Origin of the sequence: Glycomyces arizonensis DSM 44726, from assembly GCF_000482705.1 — a bacterium.
GTDB lineage: Bacteria > Actinomycetota > Actinomycetes > Mycobacteriales > Micromonosporaceae > Glycomyces > Glycomyces arizonensis.
Genome location: NZ_AXWO01000003.1, coordinates 1 through 25959 on the forward strand (window position 1 = coordinate 1; position 25959 = coordinate 25959).

Genomic DNA, 25959 nt, shown 5'->3' on the forward strand with positions numbered 1-25959 from the left:
CACCCGCTGGCTCGCCCGTCCGGCCAGCTCGCGGGCCACCGCGCCGATCTGGGCGGCCAGTCGCCCCGTGCGCCGCTGGTAGCGTTCGAGCACCCCTGTGACCTGCTCACGGAAGGTCCGACGCGGGCACTCGGCGTTCTCACACCGCAGACGCCGAACCCGCACCTTCGCGACCACCGGCCGCGCGTCGACCGACACATCGGCCACTGTCCGCTCGCAGAAAGCGTGGACCCTCTCAGCGGCGGTCCCGCAATCAGGGCAGCTCACTGGCCGATCCACCGTCATCGCCTGGATCAGAATGTGATCACCCAGGTCAACCACGCGTTTAAGATCCAGATCAGACAGTCCTGAGAAGACGATTCGTCCGATTTCACTGCTATTACACCAGATCCATCATTCCAGACCACGCTCAGTTACCACCGGATTTGCGACAGAGCCAGTTTATTTGTGGGCCAAGGTGATTGGTTTTGATCGTACTATTACTCGGTTTGGTCAGTGACGCGGTCGCCGAAGTACACGGCGAACTGCTGGAGGGCGCGTTTCCAGCCGGCGGTCTTGCCGACCACGTTCGGGCGGTTCTTGCGGCGGTCGCGGATGACCAGGTAGAGCACTTTCAACGCGGCCTGGTCGGACGGGAAGTGGCCGCGGCGGCGCACGGCCTGACGGAAGCGGGCGTTCATCGATTCGATCATGTTCGTCGTGTAGATGACCCGGCGAATCTCGGGTGGGAAGGCCAGGAACGGTGTGAACTGTTCCCAGGCGTTCTCCCAGGTCTTGACGATCATGGGGTACCGCTCGCCCCAGTCGGTCTTGAATGCCGCGAACTGGCGTTCGGCGGCATCGACCGTCGGGGTGGTGTAGATCGTCCTGAGCGCCTTCGAGATCGGCCCCCAGTGCTGCTTCGCCGCGTATCGCAACGAGGCCCTGACCAGATGGACCACGCACAGCTGGACGATCGCTTGCGGCCAGATCTCACCGATCGACTCCGGCAGGCCTTTGAGGCCATCACAGCAGACGACCAGGACGTCTTCGACGCCGCGGTTGCGCAGCTCGGCCAGGACTCCCATCCAGTGCTTGGCGCCCTCGCCGCCGTCGCCGACCCACAGGCTCAGCACGTCCCGCTCGCCATCCAGGCTGATGCCCACGGCGACATAGACCGGGCGAGACGCGACAGCGCCATCGCGGATCTTGACGTAGATGCAGTCGATCATGACCACCGCGTACACCCGGTCGAGTGGCCGGTTGCGCCACTCGTCGAGTTCGGCGGCCACCGCGTCGGTGATCTTGGAGACCGTCTCGCGCGAGACCTCGGCGCCGTAGATCTCGGCCAGGTGCGCCCGGATCTCGCCGGTGGTCAGTCCTTTGGCGTACAGGCTCACCACGGCCTCGTCGAACCCGCCGATGCGGCGTGCATGCTTGGGCACGATCTTGGGTTCGAACTCGCCGGCCCGATCGCGGGGAACGTCGAGTTCGACCGGGCCCACGCCGGTCTGCACGGTCTTCTTCGAGGTGCCATTGCGGTGATTGCCGTCCCCGGCCGCCGCCGCACCGGCACGGTCGCCCTTCGCATAGCCCAAGTGCTCGGTCATCTCGGCCTCGAGCGCGGCCTGGACGACGTTTCTGGTCACGGCGGCGAGCAGCCCGTCCGGGCCAGTCAGCTCCAAGCCCTCGGCCCGGGCCCTTTCGACCAGCTCCTCGGCGATCCGAACGTCCAGGCCACCAGCGGCAGTGGTCTCGGACTCGATCATGTTGTCGTTCAAAGTAATCCTCTCCCGGCTGAAGCAGCAGACTACTTCAACCTGTCTGGATCACCTTGACCCCCAAAGTTTCTGACAGTCCCGATCCTGTGATCGGAATCGGGGGTGTTTTTGCAGGTCAGGGGGTGGAGCGGGCGACGAGAATCGAACTCGCGTCATTGGTTTGGAAGACCATGGTGGTTACCCTAGACTACCTGCGAGAACGCCTAGTACTCCAGTTGTAAGTTCGGGTTTCATGCAGTCAGGGTGAGTTGTCGCTGGTAGTGGAGCTGTTTCGCGGTGGCTTGGTGGCGGCGTCGCCACCTCGACCAGCGGAGCCGGTGCCGCCAGTCCAGGTCGGGCGTGCTCGCGCTGACCAGGAGGTGCCGTATTTCGTTGCAGGTCAACGGGATCATGGCCGGCTCGTGGGGGCCGGTTTCGCGGGCGCGGGCGCGGGTGGGGGCGAGGAAGGCGTAGGCGAGCATCGCGAGGGTGACCCACCGGTGCCAGGAGGTCCAGGTCCTCACCTGGTGCTCGTCGAGTCCGGCCGGTTCCTTGGCGCCTTGGAAGGTCTCCTCGATCCTCCAACGCCTCCCGGCGACGGTGACCAGCGTCTGGAGCGGGACCGGCGCGGGGGTCCAGGTCAGGTAGTAGGCGAGCTCGCCGGTGCGTCGGTTGCGGCGCGCCAGCAGATGCGCGTGCCCCTCGACCTGGTCGACCAGGTCGATCCATGCCCAGTCATAGAGCCGCCTCCCTTTCGCGCCGTTCCCGGCCGAGCGGGCCTGCCAGGCGATACCGGCCTGCTCGACCGCCCCGGCGGCAGTGGTCCTGCCCGCCTCCACGGTGACCGGGGTGGTGGCCGCGACGGCCAGAACATAGGACAGGCCACGGGCCCGGAGTCGTCCTCGCAGCTCAGGGTTGATGCCGTAGACCTCATCGCCGACGGCGAAGTCGGCGGTGACGCCCGCATCGAGCGCGGCCTCGATCATGTCCCCGGCAAGCTCGGGCTTGGTGGCGAAGACGACCTGCTCGGGCACCCCGGCCGATGCGCAGCGTCCGGGGTCGTCAGTCCAAGACTTCGGCAGGTAGAGCCGGACATCGACCGCCGCGTGCCCGGCCGCGGTCGCGAAGGCGAGGTACACCGCCACCTGGCAGTTCTCGATCCGGCCCGCCGTCCCCGAGTACTGCCGCTGCACCCCGACCGTCGCCTCGCCCTTCTTGAGATCGCCGGTCTCGTCCACGGCCAGGATCCGCAGGCCCGATTCGGCGCTCAGACGCTCGCATGCCCAGGCGCGGATATCGGATCGGACCCGCTCGTCGTCCCAGGCCGCGCGGGCGAGCAGGTGCTGGAACCGCCACGGCCCGGCCTCGCCGGCGTGTTCGGCCAGCGTCCAGCAGTTGCGCCGTTCCAGATGCGCCATCATCGCCTGCGCCAGGCGTTTCGCGTTCCGTCTGGTCTCGATCCGCCGGAACGCCGGAGCCAGACGCGTCCACAGCGCGTCCAGATCCGATCGCCAGCGGCCCACCTCTACACTCGTCTCAACGGTCGTCGTGCTCTTCAGTTGCCTCACAACAACAATGATCACGGCGGCCGTCCCACGTCCAACACCGGCATCCCCGCAGCTCACACCATGAACTCTCACTGGAGTACTAGAGCGGTCGCGAACCCGCCTGGTAGCGGTTGGAGAGGCCAAGGTGTCCAATCGTTGGCCCGAGGTCTTCGGCAGCCTTTGTGTGATCACATCAGAAATCGAAGGATCGACGGGTACAAGGCGATGCATTCACCTTCGAACTGAACGCATTCGAGCTGGGCGACCGAATGTGCCTTGGGTTGCCTGGTCGTCGACAATCGACGCGCTTGCCCTGCCTGATCTCGGACGTTCACCGAAGTCACATAGAAGCGTATCTACTTTCGTCCCTCCATGTCTCCCGGGTAGAGAATCGGCCAAGTGATTCACCGGTCAAATCATGGTAAATAGACCAGTATACGCAAATGCCATATATCAACCAGTCTTCTGATATTCCCAGAGACGCAACCTCCTATGGAGATCGATCGTGTCTATTCCAAGTCTCTGCACCTTCGCTTACCCCAAGGGAACTGAATGAACGACCTCACCCCCCGAGGCCTCTGTCTGACCAACCGAGGCCGAATCAGGTCTACCTCCAGTCCGACGCTGAAGACAGGCACCTGGCGTGCCTCACGGTGCGTCGCCACCGTCGCGGTGTCGGTTTCCGCTCGACACGATGGCTCCGGCCAGTCCTACCGGCTCACTCCTGGCTACCAGACCCGGGCCTACGCTCGTCGAGGCAACGTCGCCGAATCCTCGACCGCTCACCTGTGCGTCACTGCGGACCCACCTGCGAAGAGGGTGACCGAGTCCAATCTCTGCCTTCGCACCGAAACCAGCCGTAATGGGTCGGCCGCAGCCCCAGCCGTTCCGCAGCGACCAGTCGGCCTCAGTGTCCGCGTCTTTTCGCCGACCGCTACCGGAGTCGTTCGATGACGGCCCGCGGTGAACACGCCGCCGTCAGTCTCGAAGGCGACCTGATCTCGCATGAACTGCTCCGCCGTATCGAGACGGGTCGGGAACTGGACGGCGTGAAACCCGCCGACTACGGCGCGGTCGGTCGCCGGAGCGTCTCCGACGAGGCGGAACGGTCCTGGGACTACCTCAAGACCGCGTGGACCGACCTCCGGGGAACGATTTCGGCCGCAGACAGGCCGATCGACACGACCGGCGCGGCGCGGCGGTTGTGGATCGAACCGCTGTTGGCCGAACTCGGCTTCGGCCGTCCGGCATTGACCGGCGGCGGCATCGACTCCGACGACGGTCAGAAGCGCTTCCGGATCGCTCACCAGTGGACGCATGTCCCAATTCACATGGTTGACTGGGGGATCGGGCTGGAGGACCGGCATGCCGGACGGCCGGCGCCGCACTCGGTGCTGCAGGAGTGCCTGAATTCGACGGATCAGCGCCTGTGGGGGATAGTCACCAACGGCCGCGTGGTTCGTTTGCTCCGCGACTCGACGGCCATCGCCGGGACCGCGTACGTGGAGTTCGATCTCGAGACCATCTTCGATCATGAGCTGGTCAACGAGTTCATTCTGCTCTACAGGTTGTTCCACGTCTCCCGGTTCGAGGTCGCCGAGGATGCTCCGCCGTCGAGCTGTTGGCTTGAGAAGTGGCGGGCCAGCGCCATCCAGATCGGCATTCGAGCGCGCGACCAGATGAGGGATGGCGTCAGGGACGCCATCACCACCCTCGGCACCGGCTTCCTGAGCCACCCGGCGAACGGCCGCCTGATCGACGATCTCGACGCCGAACGGTTCCACCGGGCCCTGCTGAGGACGATCTACCGGCTGCTGTTCTGGTTCGTCGCGGAGGACAAGGGTTTGCTGCACCCCCAGGACGCGGCGGCATCGGCCAAGGAGCGTTATCGGAGGTACTACTCGTCGGCCAGGCTGCGGGCGCATGCAAGGCGACGCCGGGGGACGACCCACGGCGATCTGTACCAGGGGTTGAAGCTCGTGCTCGACGCGCTCGGCAGCGAGGATGGGCAGCCGAAGCTCGCACTTCCCGGTTTGGGCGGGATCTTCGAGGCCACCGAGGCCGATGAGGTTCTGGACGGCCTCCACCTGGCGAATCAGGACCTACTTCGGGCAGTGCGAGCGCTGGCGGTCTTGCGGGACAAGAAGACGCAGCGAAACCGGGTGATCGACCACCGTCATCTCGAAGCCGAGGAACTGGGGTCGGTGTACGAGTCGCTCCTGGAGCTGGTGCCGAAGTACAGCCCAGTGGAGAGGCGGTTCGAGCTGGCCGAGCTGGCCGGTAACCAGCGAAAATCCTCGGGGACCTATTACACCCCCGCGAACCTCATCGAGCGCCTGCTCGACATGGCGCTGGACCCGGTCATCGATGCGGCCGTGAAGCGCGGCGAAGCGAGAGTCGAGTCCGATCCGACTATCGCTGTCGCGGAGGAGCTGCTGAAGCTGAAGGTCTGTGACCCTGCATGTGGGAGCGCTCACATCCTTGTGGCCGCGGCACGGCGAATCGCCAAGCGGCTGGCAGCGGTCAGAGAGCGAAACCCTGAGCCGACCCCGAGGGCGCTGAGGTCGGCTCTCCGGGAGGTGATCGGCCGATGCGTCTACGGCGTCGACATCAACCCGATGGCCGTCGAGTTGGCGAAGGTCGCGCTGTGGATGGAGTCGCTGGAGCCGGGGAAGGCTCTCGACTTCCTTGACGCGCATATCAAGAGCGGCAACTCGCTCATCGGTGCCCGCCCGGTGCTCATGGCCGGGGGCATCCCGGATGCGGCGTGGAACCCGATTGAAGGGGATGACAAGACCGCCGCTCGGGAGTTGAAGAAGCGGAACAGGAAGGAACGGGAGAGTCGTGAGCGCGGGGCCGAACGCCTCGACGGGCTCTTCGAGCTGGAGTGCGGGACCGCCCGGTCGAATGTGGTTCTGGGGAGGCGTACTCGCCAGATCCTGGAGGCGCCGTCGGAGAGCGTACGGGACGCGAAGCGAAAGCGGGCCGCTTACCGGCGGCTGCTGACGCTTGGCGAGTACGAGAAGGAGCGGCTTCTCGCGGATACGTGGTGTGCAGCGTTCTTCTGGAAGAAGGAGCCGGGTTCTGATCTCAGTCTCGCCCCTACGGAAGGAACCTACCGGGAGCTTGAGCGGGCCGGATTCGACAACCTGATCGGACAGGCCATCGCGGAGAAGTCGGCGGTGCTGCGGGACGCCAATCGCTTCTTCCACTGGCACTTGGAGTTTCCCGAGGTCTTTCTTACTGACCAGGGCGAGACCGCCAACGGGCTCACCGGGTGGGCCGGCGGCTTCGACGCCGTTCTCGCCAATCCTCCTTGGGACAAGCTCGAATTCGAGGACAAAAAGTACTTCAGTGTCGCTGCCCCAGAGATCGCCGAGATCTCAGGACGCGCTCGGAAGCAGAGGATCGCGGAGTGGGAGCTTCGGAGCCCATCGGGCAGCGCTCAGTATCGCGCGGCGATCCGCAAGGTCAAGGGTACGTTTCAGTTCGCCAGTGCCTCGGGATCATTTCCGCTGTGCCAGAAAGGGCTCACTGTCCCGGGGGTCAACTCGCTCAACACTGACCAGCTGTTCGCCGAGCTGTTCCGTGATCTCGGATCGAGCGGTTCGTGGGTGGGATGCATCGTCCCGAGCAACATCGCCACCGGAGCCGGAGCGCAGTATCTCTTCGCGGATCTCACGGGCAGTGGGTCGCTGGTCAGTATCTTCGATTTTGAGAACGCCCAGAGGAAGTTCTTTCCCGGGGCGGATTCTCGAGTGAAATTCTGCCTCCTGACCGCTACCGGCCGGGGATCACGTGCTGAAGAGACAAGATTCGCCTTCTTTCTCAACGAGGTCGACCAGATCGACGACGCCCGGCGCGTTTACAGCCTCACGCCAGAGGAGCTGCACCTGATCAGTCCGAACACCGGAACGCTCCCGATCTTCCGTGATCCGCGGGATGCCCGTATCACAGCCGAGATCTTCAAACGTGTCCCGGTGTTCTGGAACGAGACGGTCGCGGACGGCAACCCTTGGGGTGTCCGATTCAAGAACCTCTTCAACATGACCGATGACTCGGATCTCTTTCAGGGAAGGGAACGGCTGGAAACTGAAGGCTGGTCACTTCGAGGCAACGTCTACGAACTCGGTGGTAAAGCGATGCTGCCGCTTTATGAAGCCAAGATGGTCGACTTCTTTGACCACCGAACTGCGGATGTAGTGAAGAGCGACACAGCGCTCAAACGGCAGAATCAGCCGAGGTACCTCTCAGCCGCGGAGAAACGTGATCCGGAAAGAAGCGCACAGCCTTTGAGCTGGATAGCGCAAGAATTCGTGGAAGACGAGCTTGATAGAGCCGGTTGGGATAGCGGTTGGATCGCGGGATGGTGCGATGTCACGAGTGCCACGAATGAACGCACGGCGATCCCCTGCTTGATACCGCGAACCGCCGCCGGACACACGTTCCCTGTGATGCTTCCAAGGAGTTCCGCTCGTGAGACGGGAGCGTTGATTGCAGAGCAGAGCTCGTATGTATTCGACTACGTGAGTCGGCAAAAGGTAAGCGATGCGCACATGAAGCTGTTTATCTGGAAGCAGCTTCCTGTGCACCCGCCCGAGATTCTGGCCGGTTGCGACAGCTTCCTGATGCCTCGCGTATCCGAGCTGGTGTATACGGCCGCTGACATGAGGCCGTTCGCCGAAGATCTTGGCGATCAAGGTGAACCGTTCGTCTGGGATGCGGAGCGGCGGTCGGTGATGCGAGCGGAATTGGACGCGCTTTTCTTTCACCTCTACGAAGTTGAGCGGGAAGATGTCGACTACATCATGGAGACGTTCCCCATTGTCAGGAAGAAGGATATCGCCCAGTTTGGAAGCTTTCGGACCAAGGAGCTGACCCTTGAGGCATACGACCAGATGGCGGCGGCGGGGATCTCGGCCGCAAACCCGCCTCTCGACGGTGAGGACTTCGTCTCGCGCTTGGCGCCACCGCCCGGACATGGCCCCCGCCATGCTCCTCGGGTGTGCTGACGGCCATTTCACCTGGTGTGCCGCCGCCTGCGGTGCGGCGCTCGCGAAAAGTTCCTTCGCGCTCGGCTGTGAACCCCATGTCCATCGCCCTGCAATGAAGGTGTGTACTATGTTCACACCAATACGACGAGAATGGGTCTGACGCCTGCTCACGTGGTGAGATCGTCACTGGCTACAGTGATGCCGTTACGGTTTGCGATGGATGTGGAGGACACGTGGCCCGCAACACCCCTGATGTTATCGGCGGCCGATTCGAGCTCCGTCGGCCTCTTGGATCGGGAATGTCCGAGGTCTACGAGGCCGTCGACCTCGAGGCCGCGCCGGATGCGCCCGACCGCGAGGTGGCACTCAAACTCATCACCCTAGACCACGTGCGGACCACGGCCGCCACGCCGAGATTCAACCGGCTCGTCGAGCGGTTCCAGCGCGAGATCGACATCATGAGCCGCATCGACCATCCAGGCGTGCCGCGCTTCATCGGCTCCGGCCACGACGACGCACGCAACCAGCCGTACCTGGCCATGCAGCTCCTCCACGGACCCACGCTCGCCGAGGTCATCGCCGAGGGCGGGGCACTGCCGGTGCGGGCGGTCGCGGGCATCGCGGGCCAGATCGCCGATGTCCTCGCCGTCTCCCACGCGGCCGACGTCCTGCACCGCGACCTCAAACCCGCCAACGTGATCCTCGAAGACGACGGCCGCGCGATGGTCCTCGATTTCGGCGTCGGCCTGCTCATCGGCCCCGACGCCCCCGCGCGTCTCACCTCGACCGGCACGGCTGTGGGGACCCACAAGTACATGTCGCCCGAGCAGGCGACCGGAGGCGAGCTCACCGTGAGCAGCGACCTCTACAACCTCGGCTGCCTGCTGTACGAGCTCCTGTCGGGCACTCCTCCGTTCCCCGAGGGGACCGACCATCAGATCCTCCTCGCCCACGTCCAGCGGGAACCGTCCGGCCTGGAACTCATGCGCGGCGACCTGCCGGGGGCGCTGGCCTCCCTCGTGGACGCTCTCCTCGAAAAGGATCCCAAGGACCGTCCACCGAACGCTCGCTCGGTCGCCGACCGGTTGCGCGCCATCGCGTACGCCGCCCCAGTCGAACCCCTGCCCGCATCGCTCTGCCACGGCGACCCGGCCGAGGTCCTCGGGCCACCCGAGTCGCCCGGCGAGGCGTCGGCGCGCCTTCCCGAAGCGCACCCATCCGCAGCGGCCGACGAATCGGAGCAGCCGATGAACGTCTTCGAGATCCACCGGAAGCTGATCGACGAATACCAGCGCTTCACCTCCGGCGGCGTGATCATCGACGACCCGAGGATCAAGCAGTTCATCGAGCGGGACATGAGCGACGGCACGCAGTGGCCGCACCCGTTCGTCGCCCTCAACCCCTTCTTCGAACCCGGAGGCCGGGTCGACGAGCTCGCCGCCGAAGGGCTGCTCCACCCCGAGTGCGCGAACATCTTCCAGACCGGCAAGCCCGAAGGCGCCCCCGCCTGCGACGGTGACCCCATCGTCCTGCACCGCCATCAGCGCGACGCCATCGAAGCGGCGAAGCGCGGGGAATCCTACGTGCTCACCACCGGCACCGGCTCGGGCAAGTCCCTGGCCTACATCGTCCCGATCGTCGACAAGGTCCTGCGCGAGCGCGACGCCGATCCGGGGCGCCGCGGCATCCGCGCCATCGTCGTCTATCCCATGAACGCGCTCGCCAACAGCCAGAAGCAGGAGCTCGAGAAGTTCCTCAGCCACGGCTACCCCGCCGACGGCGAGCCGGTCACCTTCGCCCGCTACACCGGCCAGGAGTCCGAAAGCGAACGCGAGAAGATCCGCAAGCACCCGCCCGACATCCTCCTGACCAACTACGTCATGCTGGAGCTCCTCCTCACCCGCCCCGAGGAGCGGCGGAAGGTCATCGGCGCCGCCGACGGGCTCCAGTTCCTGGTCTTCGACGAGCTCCACACCTACCGGGGCCGCCAAGGCGCGGACGTCGCCTGGCTCATCCGCCGCGTCCGCAAGGCGTGCGACGCCCCCGACGTCCAGTGCATCGGCACCTCGGCGACCATGGCCACCGAAGGCACCCGCGCCGAGCAGCGCCGCGAGGTCGCCAAGGTCGCCGCCCAACTGTTCGGCCTCGAACGGGAGCCGACGATCATCGGCGAGACCCTGGTGCGGGCCTGCACCGGCGACCCCGACGCCGTCAGCGCCGGACGCATCGCCGCGCCCGCCGCCCCGGCCCGATACCAGGACCTCGCCGCCGACCCGCTCGCCTCCTGGATCGAGCAGCGATTCGGCCTGCGCACCGACGAGACCGGGGACCTGGTGCGCCAGGAGCCGACGACGGTCGAAGACGCCGCCGACGCGCTGGCCGAGCAGACCGGCGTCGACGCCGAAGCCTGCAAATCCGCGATCCGCAAGACCCTCCTGGCCGGCTCCGCCGCCCGCCATCCCCAGACCGGTCGACCGCTGTTCGCGTTCCGACTCCACCAGTTCATCTCCAAAGGCGACCACGTCTACACGACCGCCGAAGACGAGCTGACCCGCCGGTTCACCCGCAACTACCAGATCGAGCTCCCCGGCACCGCCGACGTCTTCGGCCGCGGCAAACGCCTGTACCCGCTCGCGTTCTGCCGCGACTGCGGTCAGGAGTACCTGACCGTCATCCGCACCACCGACACCCGCACCGGCCGCGCCGAGTACCGGGCGCGCATCGACAACGACCTGGTGGAGGACGACCACGTCCAGACCGGCTACCTCTACATCGACACCGAGCGGCCCTGGAGCGCGGACAAGACCGAGCTCATCGAGCACGATCGCCTCCCCGACTCCTGGCTGGAGACCGACGCCTCGGGCAACCGGCTCCTTGCCAAGTCCAAGATGGGCCAGGTGCCGCAAGCCGTCCAGGTGGACCCGACCGGCATGGAAGGCTCCGGCGTCGACGCCGCGTTCATCCGCGGCCGGTTCCAGTTCTGCCTCGCCTGCGGCATCACCTACGAAGGCGCCCGCGGCAAGGACTTCGGCCGCCTCGCCGCGTTCAACCAGGAAGGGCGCTCGTCGGCGACCTCGGTCGTCTCCACCAACATCCTCGAGTCGCTCCGCTCGACGAGCCTGTCGGACCGGGCGAAGAAGCTGCTGGCGTTCGTCGACAACCGGCAGGACGCGGCGCTCCAGGCCGGGCACCTCAACGACTTCGCCCGCGTCGTCCAACTGCGCGGCGCCCTCTACCGGGCCTTGAAGCACACCCCCGACGGTCTCGATGATGAGTCGGTGGCTGCCGCAGTGGTCGCCGAGATGGGCTTGGGCACAGGGGAATACGCCAAGCCGGGCCTGCGCCCGCAGATGGCCGCCCAGGCCCGCCGCACCTTCGAAGAGGTCGTGAACCTCCACCTCCACGTGGACCTGCGCCGCGGCTGGCGGGTCACCATGCCGAACCTGGAGCAGACCGGCCAGCTCATCGTCGACTACTTCGACCTCGATGAGATCGCCAAGGACGACTGGGGCTCCTCGCTGCTGGCGGCCGTCGACACCGCCACGCGCCGCGACCTCCTCAAGACCCTCCTCGACGCGATGCGCCGTTCCCTCGCCATCGACGCCGACTGCCTCGACCTCGAAGCGTTCGACAGACTCCAACGCGGCAGCCGGAACCGCCTGGCCGAAGCCTGGCAGCTCGACGAGACCGAGGACCAGCCCGAGCAGACCACCGTCTATCCGATGGCCGAACCCAAAGGAACCGACAAGACCTGCGTGTTCATGTCGGGCCGCAGCAAGATGGGCCGCTACATCGGCAAACGGCTCGGACAGGTCCACGGCCGCCTGTCCATCGACGACCGCCTCCGAGCCATCGCCGAGATGCTCACGAGACTCGCCGAAGCCGGGCTGCTGACCGAAGTGCCGCCTCCGCCGAAGGGGCGCAGGCCCGGCCGGGGCCCGCGCCGCCCCGACGCGACCGGCTACCGGGTGAACGCCGCCGCCTTCCTCTGGAAGGCCGGCGACGGCCGCAAAGGCATCGACGACCCGCTCAACGTCAGCCGCAAGAGCGGCGAAGGCCCGCCTCCGCACACCTACTTCAGGGACCTCTACGGATCCGAAGAGGCCGCGCTCACCAATCTCCGGGCCAAGGAGCACACCGCGCAGGTCAGCCCGGCCGAACGGCAGGTCCGCGAGGAGCTGTTCCGCTCTGCCGAGCTGCCGCTGCTGTACTGCTCGCCGACCATGGAACTCGGCGTCGACATCGCCGAGCTCAACGCGGTCATGATGCGCAACGTCCCGCCCACGCCCGCCAACTACGCGCAGCGGTCCGGCCGCGCCGGGCGCAGCGGCCAGCAGGCGCTCGTGGTCACCTACTGCGCCACCGGCAACAGCCACGATCAGTACTACTTCGACCGCCGCGACCAGATGGCCGCGGGCGCGGTCACGCCTCCGCGCATCGACCTGTGCAACCAGGACCTCATCGCCGCGCACCTCCACGCCATCTGGCTGTCCCAGCTCGACGATCTCCAACTCGGCAAGGCCGTCGACAAACTGGTGGACACCACTGCGCTCGAAGGCGACCGGCCCGACCTCGACGCCCCGATGCCGCTTTACGACCACGTCAAGGACGCGATCGGCTCGAAAGGGGCTCAGGGGCGCACGCTCGCCATCGCCGGTGGGCTCCTGGCCGAACTCGAGGACGAGCTCAAGCTGACGACCTGGTGGGACCCGGACTGGGCGGCCGACACGGTCCGGCGGATTCCCGACGACTTCAACGCCGCATTCGACCGGTGGCGCACTCTCTACCAGGCCGCCAAGACCGAACGAGAAGAGCAGCACCGCCGCCAGGACGACACCAGTTTGACCCAACGCGACCGTAAGCACGCCGAACGCCGCCGCTGGGACGCCGAGGCGCAATTGCGACTGCTGCGCAATGACACCGGCGACGACTTCAACCTCGGCGCCGACTTCTACCCGCACCGCTACCTCGCCAGCGAGGGTTTCCTGCCCGGATACTCCTTCCCGAGACTCCCGCTGGCCGCCTACATCCCGAGCCGATCCGGCGCCGGACAGGATGGTGACTATCTCCAGCGCGCCCGCTTCATCGCCGTCCGCGAGTTCGGGCCCGGCGCCCTCATCTACCACGAAGGACGCCGCTACCAGGTCAAGCGCATCCAGTTGCCGCCCAACAAGGGCGGAGAGCTGCCGCTCACGGTCTCGCGTCGCTGCCCGGACTGCGGCTGCGGACACGAGGAGGCCGAGAACGCCGACGTGTGCAAGATGTGCGACAGGGGCCTCTCGGACGTCTACGACCGGAAGAACCTGCTGGAGCTGCGAACCGTCTACACCCAGCGCCGCCAGCGGATCACCTCAGACGAGGAGGAGCGGCAGCGGGCCGGCTACCTCCTGGAGACCTCGTACCGCTTCAACGAGAAGGGGACGCGCGGCGGCCGGAACGAATCGGACATCCGTCTGGGAGACGAGAAGCTCGGCCGGATCACCTACGGGGACGCCGCGACCGTCCGCGTCGCCAACCGCCGCCGCCGGATCGCCGACAAGGACGATCCGGACGGCTACTTCCTCGATCCCTCGGTCGGCGAATGGATCAGCAAGCGAGACGCCGAGGAAGCGGTCACCGACGCCTCCGAACTCGCCGACGGCGACGAGGAGACCCGCCTCAAGGTCCGCGTGGTGCCCTATGTCGAGGACACCCGCAACATCGCCGTCCTCAAGCTCGACGACGCCATCGACCCTGACCGGGCGCTGTCGCTGATGTACGCCCTCGAACGCGGCATCGAAGCGGTCTTCCAGCTCGAGGACAGCGAACTGGCCAGCGAACTGCCCACCGGCGACGACGCCCCGACCCAGTACCTGCTCTTCGTCGAGTCCGCCGAAGGCGGCGCCGGCGTCCTCCGCCAGGTCCAGAGCGAGCCCGGAAACCTGGCCCGCGTGGCCCGTCAGGCCTTGGAGATCTGCCACTTCGACCCGGACACCGGCGAGGACCTGCGCAGCGACGACTGCGCCAAGGGCTGCTACAAGTGCCTGCTGTCGTACGGCAACCAGATCGTCCACGACCGCATCGACCGCCACAGCGTCAAAGACGACCTGATGCGCCTCGCCCGGGCCGAAGTCCTGTCCGCGGGCATCGGGAAGTCCCGCACCGACGAGCACCGCCGCCTCGAACAGGGCGCCGACTCCAGCCTCGAACGCGACGTGCTCGCCATGCTCAAGTCCGAGGGCTACCGGCTGCCGGACCGGACCCAGGTCCTCATCAGCGAGGCCCACGCCAGGCCTGACTTCGTCTACGACCTGCGTGACGGCACCTATGCCGTCTTCGTCGACGGACCGGTCCACGACCGCGCCGACGTCGCCCTGCGCGACGCCGAAGCCGAGGAACGCCTGATCGAGGCCGGCTGGATGGTCCTCCGGATCCGCTACGACGAGGACTGGCATGATGTGATCGCCCGCCACCGGAACGTCTTCGGACCCGGCCGATCCAAGTCGGCCGACGACCGTGAGGAACGCCAATGACCGACATCGCCCCCGGCAGTCTCGTCACCACCCGCGGCCGCGACTGGGTCGTCCTGCCCGAGTCCGAGACGGACATGCTCGTCCTGCGACCACTCGGCGGCTCCGACGACGACATCGCCGCGATCTTCCCCGAACTCGAAGGCGTCGAACCGGCCAGCTTCCCGCCGCCGGACCTCGACGACCTCGGCGACGCCGCCTCGGCCTCCCTGCTGCGCACCGCCATGCAGGTCGGCTTCCGCTCCTCGGCCGGGCCGTTCCGGTCGCTCGCCCAGATCGCCGTCGAACCGCGCGCCTACCAGCTCGTGCCGCTGCTCATGGCATTGCGCCAGCAGACGACCCGGCTGCTCATCGGCGACGACGTCGGCATCGGCAAGACCATCGAGGCCGGACTCATCGCCGCCGAACTCCTCGCCTCCGGCGAAGCCAAGGGCCTGGCCGTGCTCTGCTCGCCCGCCCTGGCCGAGCAGTGGCAGGACGAGCTGCGCCTCAAGTTCGGCATCGATGCCGAACTCGTCCTCGCCTCCACAGTCGCCAAACTCGAGCGCGGCCTCGAATCCGGGGAGTCCCTGTTCGACCGCTACCCCAACATCGTCGTCTCCACCGACTTCATCAAGTCCCCGCGCCACCGCGACCTGTTCATCCGCCACTGCCCCGACCTGGTCATCGTCGACGAGGCGCACACCTGCGTCGCCACCGACGACCGCACCGGCAAGGGCCAGCAGCTCCGCTACGAACTGCTGCAACGCCTCGCTGCCGACACCGACCGCCACCTGGTACTGCTCACCGCGACCCCGCACAGCGGCAAGGCCACCGGCTTCCGCAACCTCCTCGGCCTGCTCGACCCGAGCCTGGAGAACGTCGACCTCAAGACCGACGCCGGACGCCGCCGCCTGGCCCGGTACTTCGTGCAGCGTCGCCGCGTCGACATCCGCCGCTACCTCGACCAGGACACCTCCTTTCCCTCCGACCGGGAATTCCGCGAGCAGACCTACCAGCTCACCCCCGCCTACCGGGCGCTGCTCGACGACGCCCTGGCCTACGCGAGAGGCAGACTCACCGCCTCATCCGGCCTGGAACACCGCAAAGCGTGGTGGTCCGCGCTCGCGATGCTGCGCTCGATCGTCTCCTCGCCGCGCGCCGCCGCCCAAACGTGCGCCTCCCGCTCCCGCACCGCCCAGGCCGCGACCATCGACGAGGCCGACGCGCTCGGCCGACCCATTTCCTACGACTTCACCGACGCCGACCGCATCGAAGGGGTCGACGTCTCTCCCGGTGCGGTCGACGACGACCAGGCCGCCGTGCTCGAATCGCTCCGGAAGCAGGCAGAGGCCCTTGAAGGCCCCGAACACGACGCGAAACTCAAAGCCCTCACCAAGCAGCTCAAGTCCCTGCTCAAGGACGGCTACAACCCGATCGTGTTCTGCAAGTACATCGGCACCGCCGACTACGTGGCCGAACAGCTCACCGACTCGCTCGGAAAGAAAGTCCACGTCAAATCCGTCACCGGCACCATCTCCCCGCAGCAGCGCGTCGACCGCATCGAAGCGTTCGCCGCGCTCGCCGCCGAAGACTCCGACGCCCGCCGGGTCCTGGTCGCCACCGACTGCCTCTCCGAAGGCGTGAACCTCCAGCACCATTTCGACGCCGTCGTCCACTACGACCTCGCCTGGAACCCGACTCGCCACGACCAGCGGGAAGGCCGCGTCGACCGGTTCGGGCAGACGACCGACCGCGTCAAGGTCGTCACCGTCTACGGCAAGGACAACGGCGTTGACGGCAAGGTCTTGGAAGTGCTCATCAAGAAGCACCGCCAGATCTACGAGACCCTCGGCTACCGTGTCTCGGTCCCCGACGAGACCTCTTCGGCCGTCACCAACGCCGTCGTCGAATGGGTCCTCATGCGCGGCTCGGGACCCGGCCAGGAGCAGCCGCTGCTCGACGGCATCCTGGAGATCGAAACCGAAGTCGAGCAGGCATGGCAGTCCGCCGCCGAACGCGAGAAGTCCGCCAGGACCCGCTACGCGCAGGAACCCATCCGCACCGACGAGGTCGCCAACGAGCTCGCCGCCGTCCGCGACGCGCTCGGCGCGGCCGACGACATCGCCCCGTTCACCAGACGCGCATTGCACTCCCTCCGCGCCCTGATCACCGAGACGGGTGACGGCTTCCGGGCGGACGTGTCCACCACCCCGGTCGGACTGCGCGACGCGCTCGCCGCCGCACTCGGCGGCGAAGCCGTCGACGGCGGAAAGCCGATCACGTTCCGCACCCAGCCCGCGGTCGCCCGAGGCGAGGCGGCCCTCGTCCGCACCGACCCGGCCGTGGCCGCGACCGCCGACTTCATCCTCAACGGCGCCCTCGACGACACCATCGACCCGTCCGATCGCCCGGCCCGCCGACTCGGCGTCATGCGCACCGCCGACGTCGCCAAGCGCACCACGCTGCTGCTGGCGCGCTTCCGGTTCCAACTGCGGATGCCAGGACGCCACGGCACCCGCCACCTGGTGGCCGAAGACGCCAGGCTCCTCGCCTTCGAAGGCTCGCCGACGAACCCGACCTGGCTCGACGACCAGGTGACCGCCGCGCTCCTGAGCGCCGCACCGGCCGCCAACACCGCCCCCGAGTTCGCCCGCAACGCCGCGAAACTCATCCTCGACGGCCTGCCCGAACTCGACGACCACCTGGACGCCACCGCCGACCGGCTCGCCGAGCGACTGGCCGAATCCCACCAGCGCGTCCGCGCCGAGACCGGCCGCAGGGAGTCGGCCACGCTGGCGGTCACGCCGCAGCGCCCCGCCGACCTTCTCGGCGTCTACGTCTACCTGCCCGTTCCCACCGGAGCCGCCTGATGCCGACCCGCAGCGACTACACTGCCGTCACCCTCGAAGGCGACCTCATCGCCCCCGGGCTGCTCGACCGCATCGCCACCGGCATCGACCTCGACGGCGCCAAGCCCGCCCACTACGGCGCGGTCGGCCGCCGCAGCGTCGCAGACGAAGCCGAACGCGCCTGGGACTATCTCAAGACCGCCTGGTTCGATCTGCGCGAGACCATCCCAGCCTCGGACCGGCCCTCCGACCCGACCGGCACGGCGCGGCGCTCGTGGATCGAGCCGCTGTTCGCCGAACTGGGATTCGGGCGGCTCGCGACCACCGGCGGCGGCATCGCCTCCGACGACGGCCAGAAGCGCTTCGCGATCAGCCACCAGTGGACGCACGTGCCGATCCACATCGACGACTGGGGAACCGGCCTCGAAGACCGCCACGCCGGGCGCCCCGCCCCGCACTCGCTGGTGCAGGAATGCCTTAACACCACCGACAAGCACCTGTGGGGCATCGTCACCAACGGACGGCAGGTGCGACTGCTGCGCGACTCCACGGCGATCGCCGGGACCGCTTATGTCGAGTTCGACCTGGAGACGATCTTCGACAACGAGCTGGTGAACGAGTTCATCCTGCTCTACCGGCTCCTGCACGTCTCCCGCTTCGCCGTCGACGACGGCGCCCCGCCTTCGGCGTGCTGGCTCGAGAAGTGGCGCACCACCGCCATCCAGGCCGGGGTGCGCGCTCTCGACCAGATGAAGACGGGAGTCCGGGATGCCATCACCCTGCTCGGCACCGGATACCTGAGCCACCCAGCGAACGGACACCTCATCGGCAGCCTCGACTCCGAGCAGTTCCACCGGGCACTGCTGCGCTTGACGTACAGGCTGCTGTTCCTGTTCGTCGCCGAGGACAAGGAGCTGTTGCACCCGTACGACGCCGATGAGAAGGCCAAGGAGCGCTACCGCAAGTACTACTCATCTGCGAGGCTGCGGGCTCACGCCAGGCGCAGACGCGGAACGACGCACGGCGACCTGTACCAGGGGCTCAAACTTGTGCTCGATGCCTTGGGAAGCGAAGAGGGGCAACCGAAACTGGCGCTGCCAGGGCTTGGCGGTATCTTCGACCACACCGAGACTGACGAGATCCTGGACGGCTTGCGTCTCTCGAACGAGTACCTGCTGCGGGCTGTCCGTGCGCTGTCGGTAGTGCGCGATAGGAAGACCCGGCGGAATCGGGTAATCGACTACCGACACTTGGACGCCGAGGAACTCGGATCGGTGTATGAGTCGCTGCTGGAACTGGTGCCGAAGTACAGCGTGGCGGAGCGACGATTCGAGCTGGTGGAACTGGCCGGGAACCAGCGCAAGACCACCGGTTCGTACTACACGCCGTCGAACCTCATCGAGCGTTTGCTGGACACCACGATTGACCCCGTGATCGACGCGGCCGTGAAGCGAGGGGAGGAACGAGGCGGAGCCGAACCGGCGCAGGCCATCGAGAAGGAACTGCTGGGGCTGACCGTCTGCGACCCGGCCTGCGGGTCCGGCCACTTCCTGGTGGCGGCGGCGAGGAGGATCGCCAAGCGTCTTGCGGCCGTGAGGGAACAGAACCCCGAGCCGACGCCGAAGGCGGTGAAGGCCGCGCTGCGTGAGGTGGTCGGCAAGTGCATCTATGGCGTCGACATCAACCCGATGGCGGTTGAATTGGCGAAGGTCGCGCTCTGGATGGAGGCATTGGAGCCGGGCAAGGCGCTCGGCTTCCTCGATGCGCACGTCAAGTGCGGTAACTCACTAATCGGTGCCTACCCGGCTCTGATGGCTAAAGGCATACCCGACGAAGCATGGGACCCGATCGAGGGCGACGATAAGGCCACGGCACGGAAGCTGAAGAAACGCAACAAGGACGAGCGGACGAAGCGAGAACACGGTGGGGAGCGCCTTTCAGGGTTTTTCGAGCTGGAGGCGGGGGTGACACACTCGAACGCCGCCTTGGCAAAGCGAATCAGCGCGATCCTCGCAGCACCGGCAGACGGCCTCGGCGACGTCAGGCGGCAGGCCCGCGAGTATGAGCGATTTCAGGAGTCGCCGGAGTACCGGAAAGAACGGTCGCTCGCCGACATGTGGTGCGCGGTCTTCTTCTGGCCCAAGGAGGCGGGAGAAAGCCAGGAGCTTGCGCCCACGGACGGCACCTATTGGGAGCTGGAAGACGCGGGATTCGATAGTCTGGTTGGTCAGGCGATCGCGCGGCACGCCGCTGAAATCGGGGCCGCGAACCGGTTCTTCCATTGGCATCTGGAGTTCCCTGAAGTGTTCCGGACGGGATCCGGAACTAATGCCAACTCATCCGCCGGCTGGGTCGGAGGTTTCGACGCCGTTGTGGGCAACCCGCCTTGGGAACGGATCAAGCTTCAGGAGCAGGAGTTCTTCGCTACGCGCGATGCGGCGATCGCTGAAGCACCGAATGCTGCCGCACGGAAGCGATTGATCGCGCAACTCGAAGAGCTGAGTCCGCGGTTGTATGCGAGTTTCCAAGCAGCCAAGCGTGAATCATCGGGCAGCGCCCACTTCCTCAAGGTCTCTGGTCGGTTCCCGTTCACGGCCACCGGCGACATCAACACGTACAGCGTCTTCGCGGAGACCGATCGAACGATCACCGGTCCACGCGGGCGAACCGGAGTGATTGTCCCGACCGGTATCGCCACAGACGCCACCACGCAGCGGTTCTTCAGAGACTTGGTCGAAACCAGGGCGCTCGCAGCGCTGTACGATTTCGAGAACGCCGCGCCGGTTTTCGCTGATGTCCATCGCTCCTTCAAGTTCTGCCTGCTGTCGATGGCGGGTTCGGCCGCGAGCGAGGAGGAGGCACGGTTTGGCTTCTTCCTCCACGACCCGGCAGAACTCGATGACGCAGGGAAGACCTTCAACCTCAGCCCAGACGAGATCCTGCTGCTCAACCCAAACACGGGCACTTGCCCAGTGTTCCGCAGCCGACGAGATGCTGAGATAACTCTTGCTGTATACCGTCGGCTGCCAGTTCTAGTGCGCAATAAAGGTGCGGATCCAAGCACTTGGAAGATTTCTTACCACTCAAGGCTTTTTCATATGGCCGAAGACTCTCACTTGTTCAGAACGAGCCGTGAACTTCTCGAGGGCAATTGGGAGGATTGCGATCGCTTCTTCGGGAAGGATCCCGAACGTATGCTGCCACTATATGAAGGTAAAATGCTGCACCATTTCGACAATCACTGGGCGACGTACGAACCTGGCGGACGAACTCGTGATATTTCGATACATGAGAAGGAAGACCCGTCCGTCGTAGTCCGGCCACGGTATTGGGTATCGGAGCAAGCCATCGATACTGGAAATCGTGATAGCCGTGGCAATCCGGTCCTCGAGCCCGGCGTATCTGAGCGGCTTCGGGCGAAAGGTTGGCATCGAGAGTGGCTTCTAGGAATGCGGAAGGTGTGCCGCGCAACGGACGAGAGAACCCTGATTTGCTTTCTCTTTCCGAAGGGAGCGGTAGGGGATTCTACAACGTTGATGTTTCCGCTAATTGATAGTGGGCACGGCGGTCTATATGCGGCACTAAGCTCTTTTGTGCTGGATTATATTCTCAGGCAGAAAATCGGGGGTACCAATATCGGACCATACCAGTTGAATCAACTTCCGGTGCCAGATCGCAAGCAGATGCTTGCGCACGAGAGCTTTCTGTATGGCCGAGTACTGGAGCTTGTGTTCAGCTCGTATGACATGAGGCCATTTGCAGTGGACATGGGGGATGAAGGAAGAGCCCCATTTGTGTGGGATGAGGAGCGGCGGTTCTTCATGCGCGCGGAACTTGATGCTCTGTTCTTCCATCTCTATGGGATCGAGCGTGACGATGTTGACTACATCATGGAGACGTTCCCGATCGTCAAGCGCAAGGACATCGCGAAGTTTGGCAGCTACCGAACTAAGGAGTTGATACTTGAGATCTATGACCAGATGGCAGCCGCTGGTGTGTCGGCCGAGAATCCGCCTGTCGATGGGGAGAACTTCTTCTCTCGGTTGACCCCGCCTCCAGGCCAAGGGCCGCGCCACCCGGCTCGTCAGCAGTGACACTGGTTGCGGTGTGTTGGCTCGGCGACTCGGTAGGCGGGTGAACGACTCACCGTGACGTACCGACCGGTCCCGCGAATCGCTGATGTCGGATTGGCGACAGAACTGGGGTTACGGTTCGACTTACGAGCGTTCGTTTGTCGGAAACGCCGTCTCAGTGGTTGTGTCGTGTGTAGTGCTTCTGTCACCATGCGTGTCATGAGCGTGAACCCGTTCCTCACCAGCATCCAGATCGCCCGTCTGCTCGTGCAGTACCGCAAGCGTGCCAAGTACACCCACAAACGGGCAGCAGACGAGCTTGGGATGAGCGTTTCCAAGATCCGAGACCTCGAACATGCCCGCGCTCCTCACGTCAAGTGGGTCGACATGCTCGGCTTCGCCCGCATCTACGGTCTTAGCCCTGAGGAGCAGGAGAACCTGGTCCGGCTCGCTGAAGCTTCAGACACACCGGACATGTTCCACTCGCTCAAGATTCCCTCGGCGTTCTACACCTTCCTCCAAATGGAGCTCACCGCATCCAAGATCATGATCTGCGAGTCAGAGCTGGTTACCGGCCTGTTCCAGACCGAGGACTACAACGACGCCATCCGAGACGACAACGCCCCCAGCCGTAAGGGACCGGCAGGCGCGGCCGGATTCCGGCAGGATCGACAGCGGCAGTTCATGGATCGGCCATGGTTGCCGGAGATCGTCTACCTGAGCTCGGAGGCGGCACTGCGCCGACAAGTCGGCGGTCCTGAGGTCATGGCGAAGCAGGTCGAACACCTCAAGCAGCTCGACCGGGACTTCTCGCTGTTCAAGTTTTTGGTCGTTCCTTTCGAGGCCGGATCGTACCCTTGTGCGGGGACCGCCTTCCGGATCTTCGAGTTCGAGGGCGGGGAGTTCCCCAAGACGGTGTACCTAGAATCGTTGGAAGGGGCTCGTTACCTGGAGGTGCCTGAGATGGTGGTTTCCTTCCAGAACGACTTCGAAGAGTCCGTCAAGAAGGCCATACCGATTAAGGATTTCGATCTGTGAACACAACAGCGAAGTGGCGCAAGTCCAGCCGGTCCGGCAACGGCGACGCTGGCAGCGACTGCGTTGAGGCCCGTGCCACCGAGGCCGGGTTCCAGGTTCGCGACTCCAAGCTCTCCGAGGACTCCCCGGTCTTCGGCCTGTCGCAGGACGACTTCGTCGCCCTGCTGGAGAACGCGAAACGCTGAACCGGCGATCGGCCCCCACACCTCCCGGTGCTGACAACCCGAGCGGGTGCCCGAGGGCCGGGTAACACAGGCAACCAACGGCAGGAGCCGCAAGCGCCAAGTATCCGACAAACCGCATCGATTCAACGGCCGTCGAGACTCGTGAAACACGGGTCCCGCCGGCCGTGGCTTATCCCCGCCACGCCTCACCCAGTGAGACCGCCTCAGCTCCGGTGCCAATGGTCGACACCTCTCGACGATACTGCTCAAGGCTCTTGCTGAACCTGGCCCCTTTGTGCATAGTGCTCTGTTGAGCCGGATTAAATACCAGTTCAAAGGCTTGGAATCATCACCTGGCTCCCTTACGGTCAAGAGGTCGGCGCGCGGTGGGGCGCGTCGATTCGGCGGGAGGGAGCGGCTCGGCGCTGCCGTTGGTGGGGCTCCCTTCCGCCGATCTCGATCGACTCGAACGGAGCCATCTCATGCCGACCACGGAGTCACCGACCGACCCGGCGATCATTCGCCTCGGCCAAATCGACATCGAAGGCCGCCGCGCCGCCGTCACCTGGCCCGGCCTGGGCGACGGCGTGGCCATCGACTTCCTCGACCTACGCTCCCGCTTCGGCGTCGTGGCGGGGCTCGACCGCGACCCGCGGTTGCACCTCGAACCCTGCCACGCCTCCCTGGTCGACCTCGAAGGCCGAATGCTCATCCTCGAACAGGTCGCCGCGCTCTGGATCCGGCACGCCCTGGCCTCGACCCCGGCGGCCCTGCGCTCGAAGGCGCGCCGATGAACCGCCGCCCGACGCCGTCACCGGTCCGCACCGAAGGCCGGCACCGATGGGGGAACACCGTGATCGAAGGCCGCGCCGTCCGCTTCTGGGCCGACCTCCGCAACGGCCGCGTCGTCGTCCAGCTCGACGTCCCCGAACCCACTGACGTGGGTGTGGTCGTCGCAATCGGACCGGAGCCGTCCAGGCCGCTCCTGCTCGTCAACCCGCAGCAACGGCCCTGGGCCGGCACCACCGAGGCCCGAGCCGCCCTGCTGAGCGCGGCCGTCACCTACTACCGCACTGTGGAGGCACGAGCATGAGCACCGATCCGAAGATCCCGCACGAACTCGGCCGGTTCGCCTTCGCGAAGTCGTTGACCTTCACCGTCTTCGGCGACGATCCGCACCACCCGGACCGCGTCACGGTCATGTTGGACGACGGCGTCCAGGAGCCCTACGAGATCCTGGCCGTAGAGTCCCTCGACAGATTCACCCCACCGCCGGTCGCGACCTGGCGCGACGGCTGGATCGCGCCGACCGACTCGTGGACGAGGATCGTCTACGGCAACACCATCGGCGTCATCCGCCAGGCTCGCGCCCGCCTCAATCGAACCTGAACCCGAACAGCCCGCCGCTCTCGTCGGCGTCGGTCAGTCTTGGCTTGAGCAGGTACGGGTCAGGGTTGAATCCCCACTCGCGGCCCTTGTCGAGCACATCCGAGTTGATCGGCACGATGTACTGCAAGCCTTCGGCCTCAGCCACCTCGGCGGCGAGCCGCAGACCGAACGCCACCTGGCGCTGATCGACGCCATCGAAGAGGCGACCGTCATGGACCAGGAAGTCCGGCCCGCGTCCGCCACGATGCGCCATGACCGTACACACGAGGTCGAAGCACAGCATCCGCATGTTCCCGATGCCGTTGCTCTCGTCGTTCTCGATGTGCGGCCGGATCTCCAGATTCTTCGCGCCCTCCTTGATCGTCAGGAAGGCCTCTCGGCTGTCCGAGTAGATCCGGCGGGCGTAGTCGGTGAACAAGTGCGACGCCTCGGAGATGTAGGTGTCGCGGGTGCGGAGGTCGTCGTGGGCGCGGCGCTTCAGCTCCAAGAGCTCGCGCTGCACCTCGTCCTGGATGTTCCGGATACGGTCGAGCAGGTCGGTCTGTTCTCGCAGCGACCTCAGTTGCTCCTCCTTCGAGGCGAGCGAATGCTGGAGCATCTGCAGGCCCTGCAAAGCGCCGCCTTGGTTGAGCCTCCGCAGGATCACCGAACGCTCCTCGTCGCACTCCTCGCGTCGACGGCGCCGCTGCTCGATCCGTCGGCGGGTCTCCTGGAGCTCGTCTCGGAGGAACCGCTGACGGTTGTCGGCGATGACCCGGTGGAACTGCTCCACCTCGTCGTAGCGGCGCTGGACCTCACGGGGCAGCGCCACGCCGAGCTCCTGGAACGCCGTCGGCAGGTAGTCGTCCGAGGGGTGTCGCTCGCGTTCGAGCGAGTCGTGGATGTCGGCTTCGTTGCGCTGGTCGATCTCGTCTTCGCGGGCCAGGCGCTCAATCTCGGTCGTCAGCTCGTCGGCCTGGTTCTTGAGGCGCTCGAACTCGGGGATGACCTGGAATTGCGCTATCTGACCCTGCAACTGCTCGATCTCGTGGCCGAGCAGGCGGGCCCTGCCCTCGATCGTGGCCTGGTCCCCGACGACCTCGCCCAGGTCGAGGCCCTTCAGCGCCTGCTTCAGGGCCGTCACCGAGCTCTGCTTCTCGGCCAGCGCCCGGTACTGGTCGATGAGCTTCGCGTCGAGTCCAAGCAGATAGGCCAGATGCGTCGAGAAGACGGTCTGCTTGATCGCCTTGGTGGAGAACTTGAGCGGGTCCTGGAAGCCACCGTCGCGTTCGCGGCGGATCGCATAGCTCAGCAGGTTGCGTACCGACAACCCCTCGACATCGAGACTCTGCGGATACAGCTCCCGTTGTAGTGCGGACTTCCAGTCGTCCAGACCCGTTATGCCGTGGAATTCCCGGCCTTCAAGCGGCGGAGCGATCTGCACGCGCTTGGCGCCACCACGGCGTCTGACTTCCAGTGCCCCACCGGGTGTGCTCCAGTCCAGTGTCAAGCTGAAGACCATGGAACGGAACACCTCGCGGGAGCAGAGGTGTTTTGCGGCGTTCGCCCCGAGCAGGAAATGCAGGACTTCGATGAGACTGGTCTTGCCGGTGCCGTTGCGGCTGTCGGTCGACTGCGATCGCTGAGTTCGCTCGGCGACGATGAGGTTCATGCCGGGCCTGAACTCGAAGTCCTT

General features: G+C 65.7%; 13 protein-coding genes. 9 read left to right on the top strand and 4 right to left on the bottom strand.

What is annotated here, in order from left to right; genetic code table 11:
• The 3 genes from H613_RS0104535 to H613_RS0104550 form a co-directional block, all read right to left on the bottom strand.
• Positions 1-285 (bottom strand): transposase family protein (locus H613_RS0104535; protein WP_245598485.1); only part of this gene is annotated, 285 nt, incomplete at its 3' end.
• A gap of 194 nt (positions 286-479) precedes the next feature.
• Positions 480-1748 (bottom strand): IS256 family transposase, encoded by a 1269-nt coding sequence (locus tag H613_RS0104540; RefSeq protein ID WP_026922881.1) that lies wholly within the window; start codon positions 1746-1748, stop codon positions 480-482.
• A gap of 242 nt (positions 1749-1990) precedes the next feature.
• On the bottom strand, positions 1991-3262 hold the full coding sequence (locus tag H613_RS0104550) for an IS701 family transposase (RefSeq protein ID WP_035736227.1): 1272 nt from the start codon (positions 3260-3262) through the stop codon (positions 1991-1993).
• A 974-nt stretch (positions 3263-4236) separates the two neighbouring features.
• Between H613_RS0104550 and H613_RS0104555 the strand changes: the two genes are divergently transcribed.
• The 9 genes from H613_RS0104555 to H613_RS0104595 all read left to right on the top strand — a co-directional run bounded on the left by H613_RS0104555 (position 4237) and on the right by H613_RS0104595 (position 24284).
• Positions 4237-8298, top strand: a complete 4062-nt coding sequence (locus tag H613_RS0104555) for an Eco57I restriction-modification methylase domain-containing protein (RefSeq protein ID WP_026922883.1) — start codon at positions 4237-4239, stop codon at positions 8296-8298.
• Between the two features lie 215 nt (positions 8299-8513).
• Entirely contained in the window at positions 8514-14792 is a 6279-nt protein-coding gene (locus tag H613_RS24355) for a protein kinase domain-containing protein (RefSeq protein WP_281171172.1), read from the top strand.
• Entirely contained in the window at positions 14789-17641 is a 2853-nt protein-coding gene (locus tag H613_RS0104565; protein ID WP_026922884.1) for a DEAD/DEAH box helicase, read from the top strand. The genes H613_RS24355 and H613_RS0104565 overlap by 4 nt, the downstream gene beginning before the upstream one ends.
• Positions 17641-21714 (top strand): Eco57I restriction-modification methylase domain-containing protein, encoded by a 4074-nt coding sequence (locus H613_RS0104570; protein ID WP_035736236.1) that lies wholly within the window; start codon positions 17641-17643, stop codon positions 21712-21714. Before H613_RS0104565 ends, H613_RS0104570 begins: the two co-directional genes overlap by 1 nt.
• Before the next feature lie 198 nt (positions 21715-21912).
• The gene (locus H613_RS0104575) at positions 21913-22731 is read left to right on the top strand and encodes a helix-turn-helix domain-containing protein (protein ID WP_026922886.1); all 819 of its coding nucleotides are present in this window, start codon (positions 21913-21915) and stop codon (positions 22729-22731) included.
• Positions 22728-22916, top strand: coding sequence for a DUF397 domain-containing protein (locus tag H613_RS24360; RefSeq protein WP_035736238.1), 189 nt, complete (start codon positions 22728-22730; stop codon positions 22914-22916). Before H613_RS0104575 ends, H613_RS24360 begins: the two co-directional genes overlap by 4 nt.
• A 461-nt stretch (positions 22917-23377) precedes the next feature.
• Complete coding sequence (locus H613_RS0104585) at positions 23378-23689, top strand: hypothetical protein (protein WP_026922887.1); 312 nt, start codon at positions 23378-23380, stop codon at positions 23687-23689.
• Positions 23686-23988: a hypothetical protein gene (locus H613_RS0104590; protein WP_026922888.1), complete on the top strand. Its 303-nt coding sequence runs from the start codon at positions 23686-23688 to the stop codon at positions 23986-23988. The genes H613_RS0104585 and H613_RS0104590 overlap by 4 nt, the downstream gene beginning before the upstream one ends.
• Entirely contained in the window at positions 23985-24284 is a 300-nt protein-coding gene (locus H613_RS0104595) for a hypothetical protein (RefSeq protein ID WP_026922889.1), read from the top strand. The genes H613_RS0104590 and H613_RS0104595 overlap by 4 nt, the downstream gene beginning before the upstream one ends.
• Here H613_RS0104595 and H613_RS0104600 read toward each other — a convergent pair.
• Positions 24271-25935 (bottom strand): ABC-three component system protein, encoded by a 1665-nt coding sequence (locus tag H613_RS0104600; protein ID WP_156925823.1) that lies wholly within the window; start codon positions 25933-25935, stop codon positions 24271-24273. The genes H613_RS0104595 and H613_RS0104600 overlap by 14 nt on opposite strands.
• Positions 25936-25959: the final 24 nt, after the last annotated feature.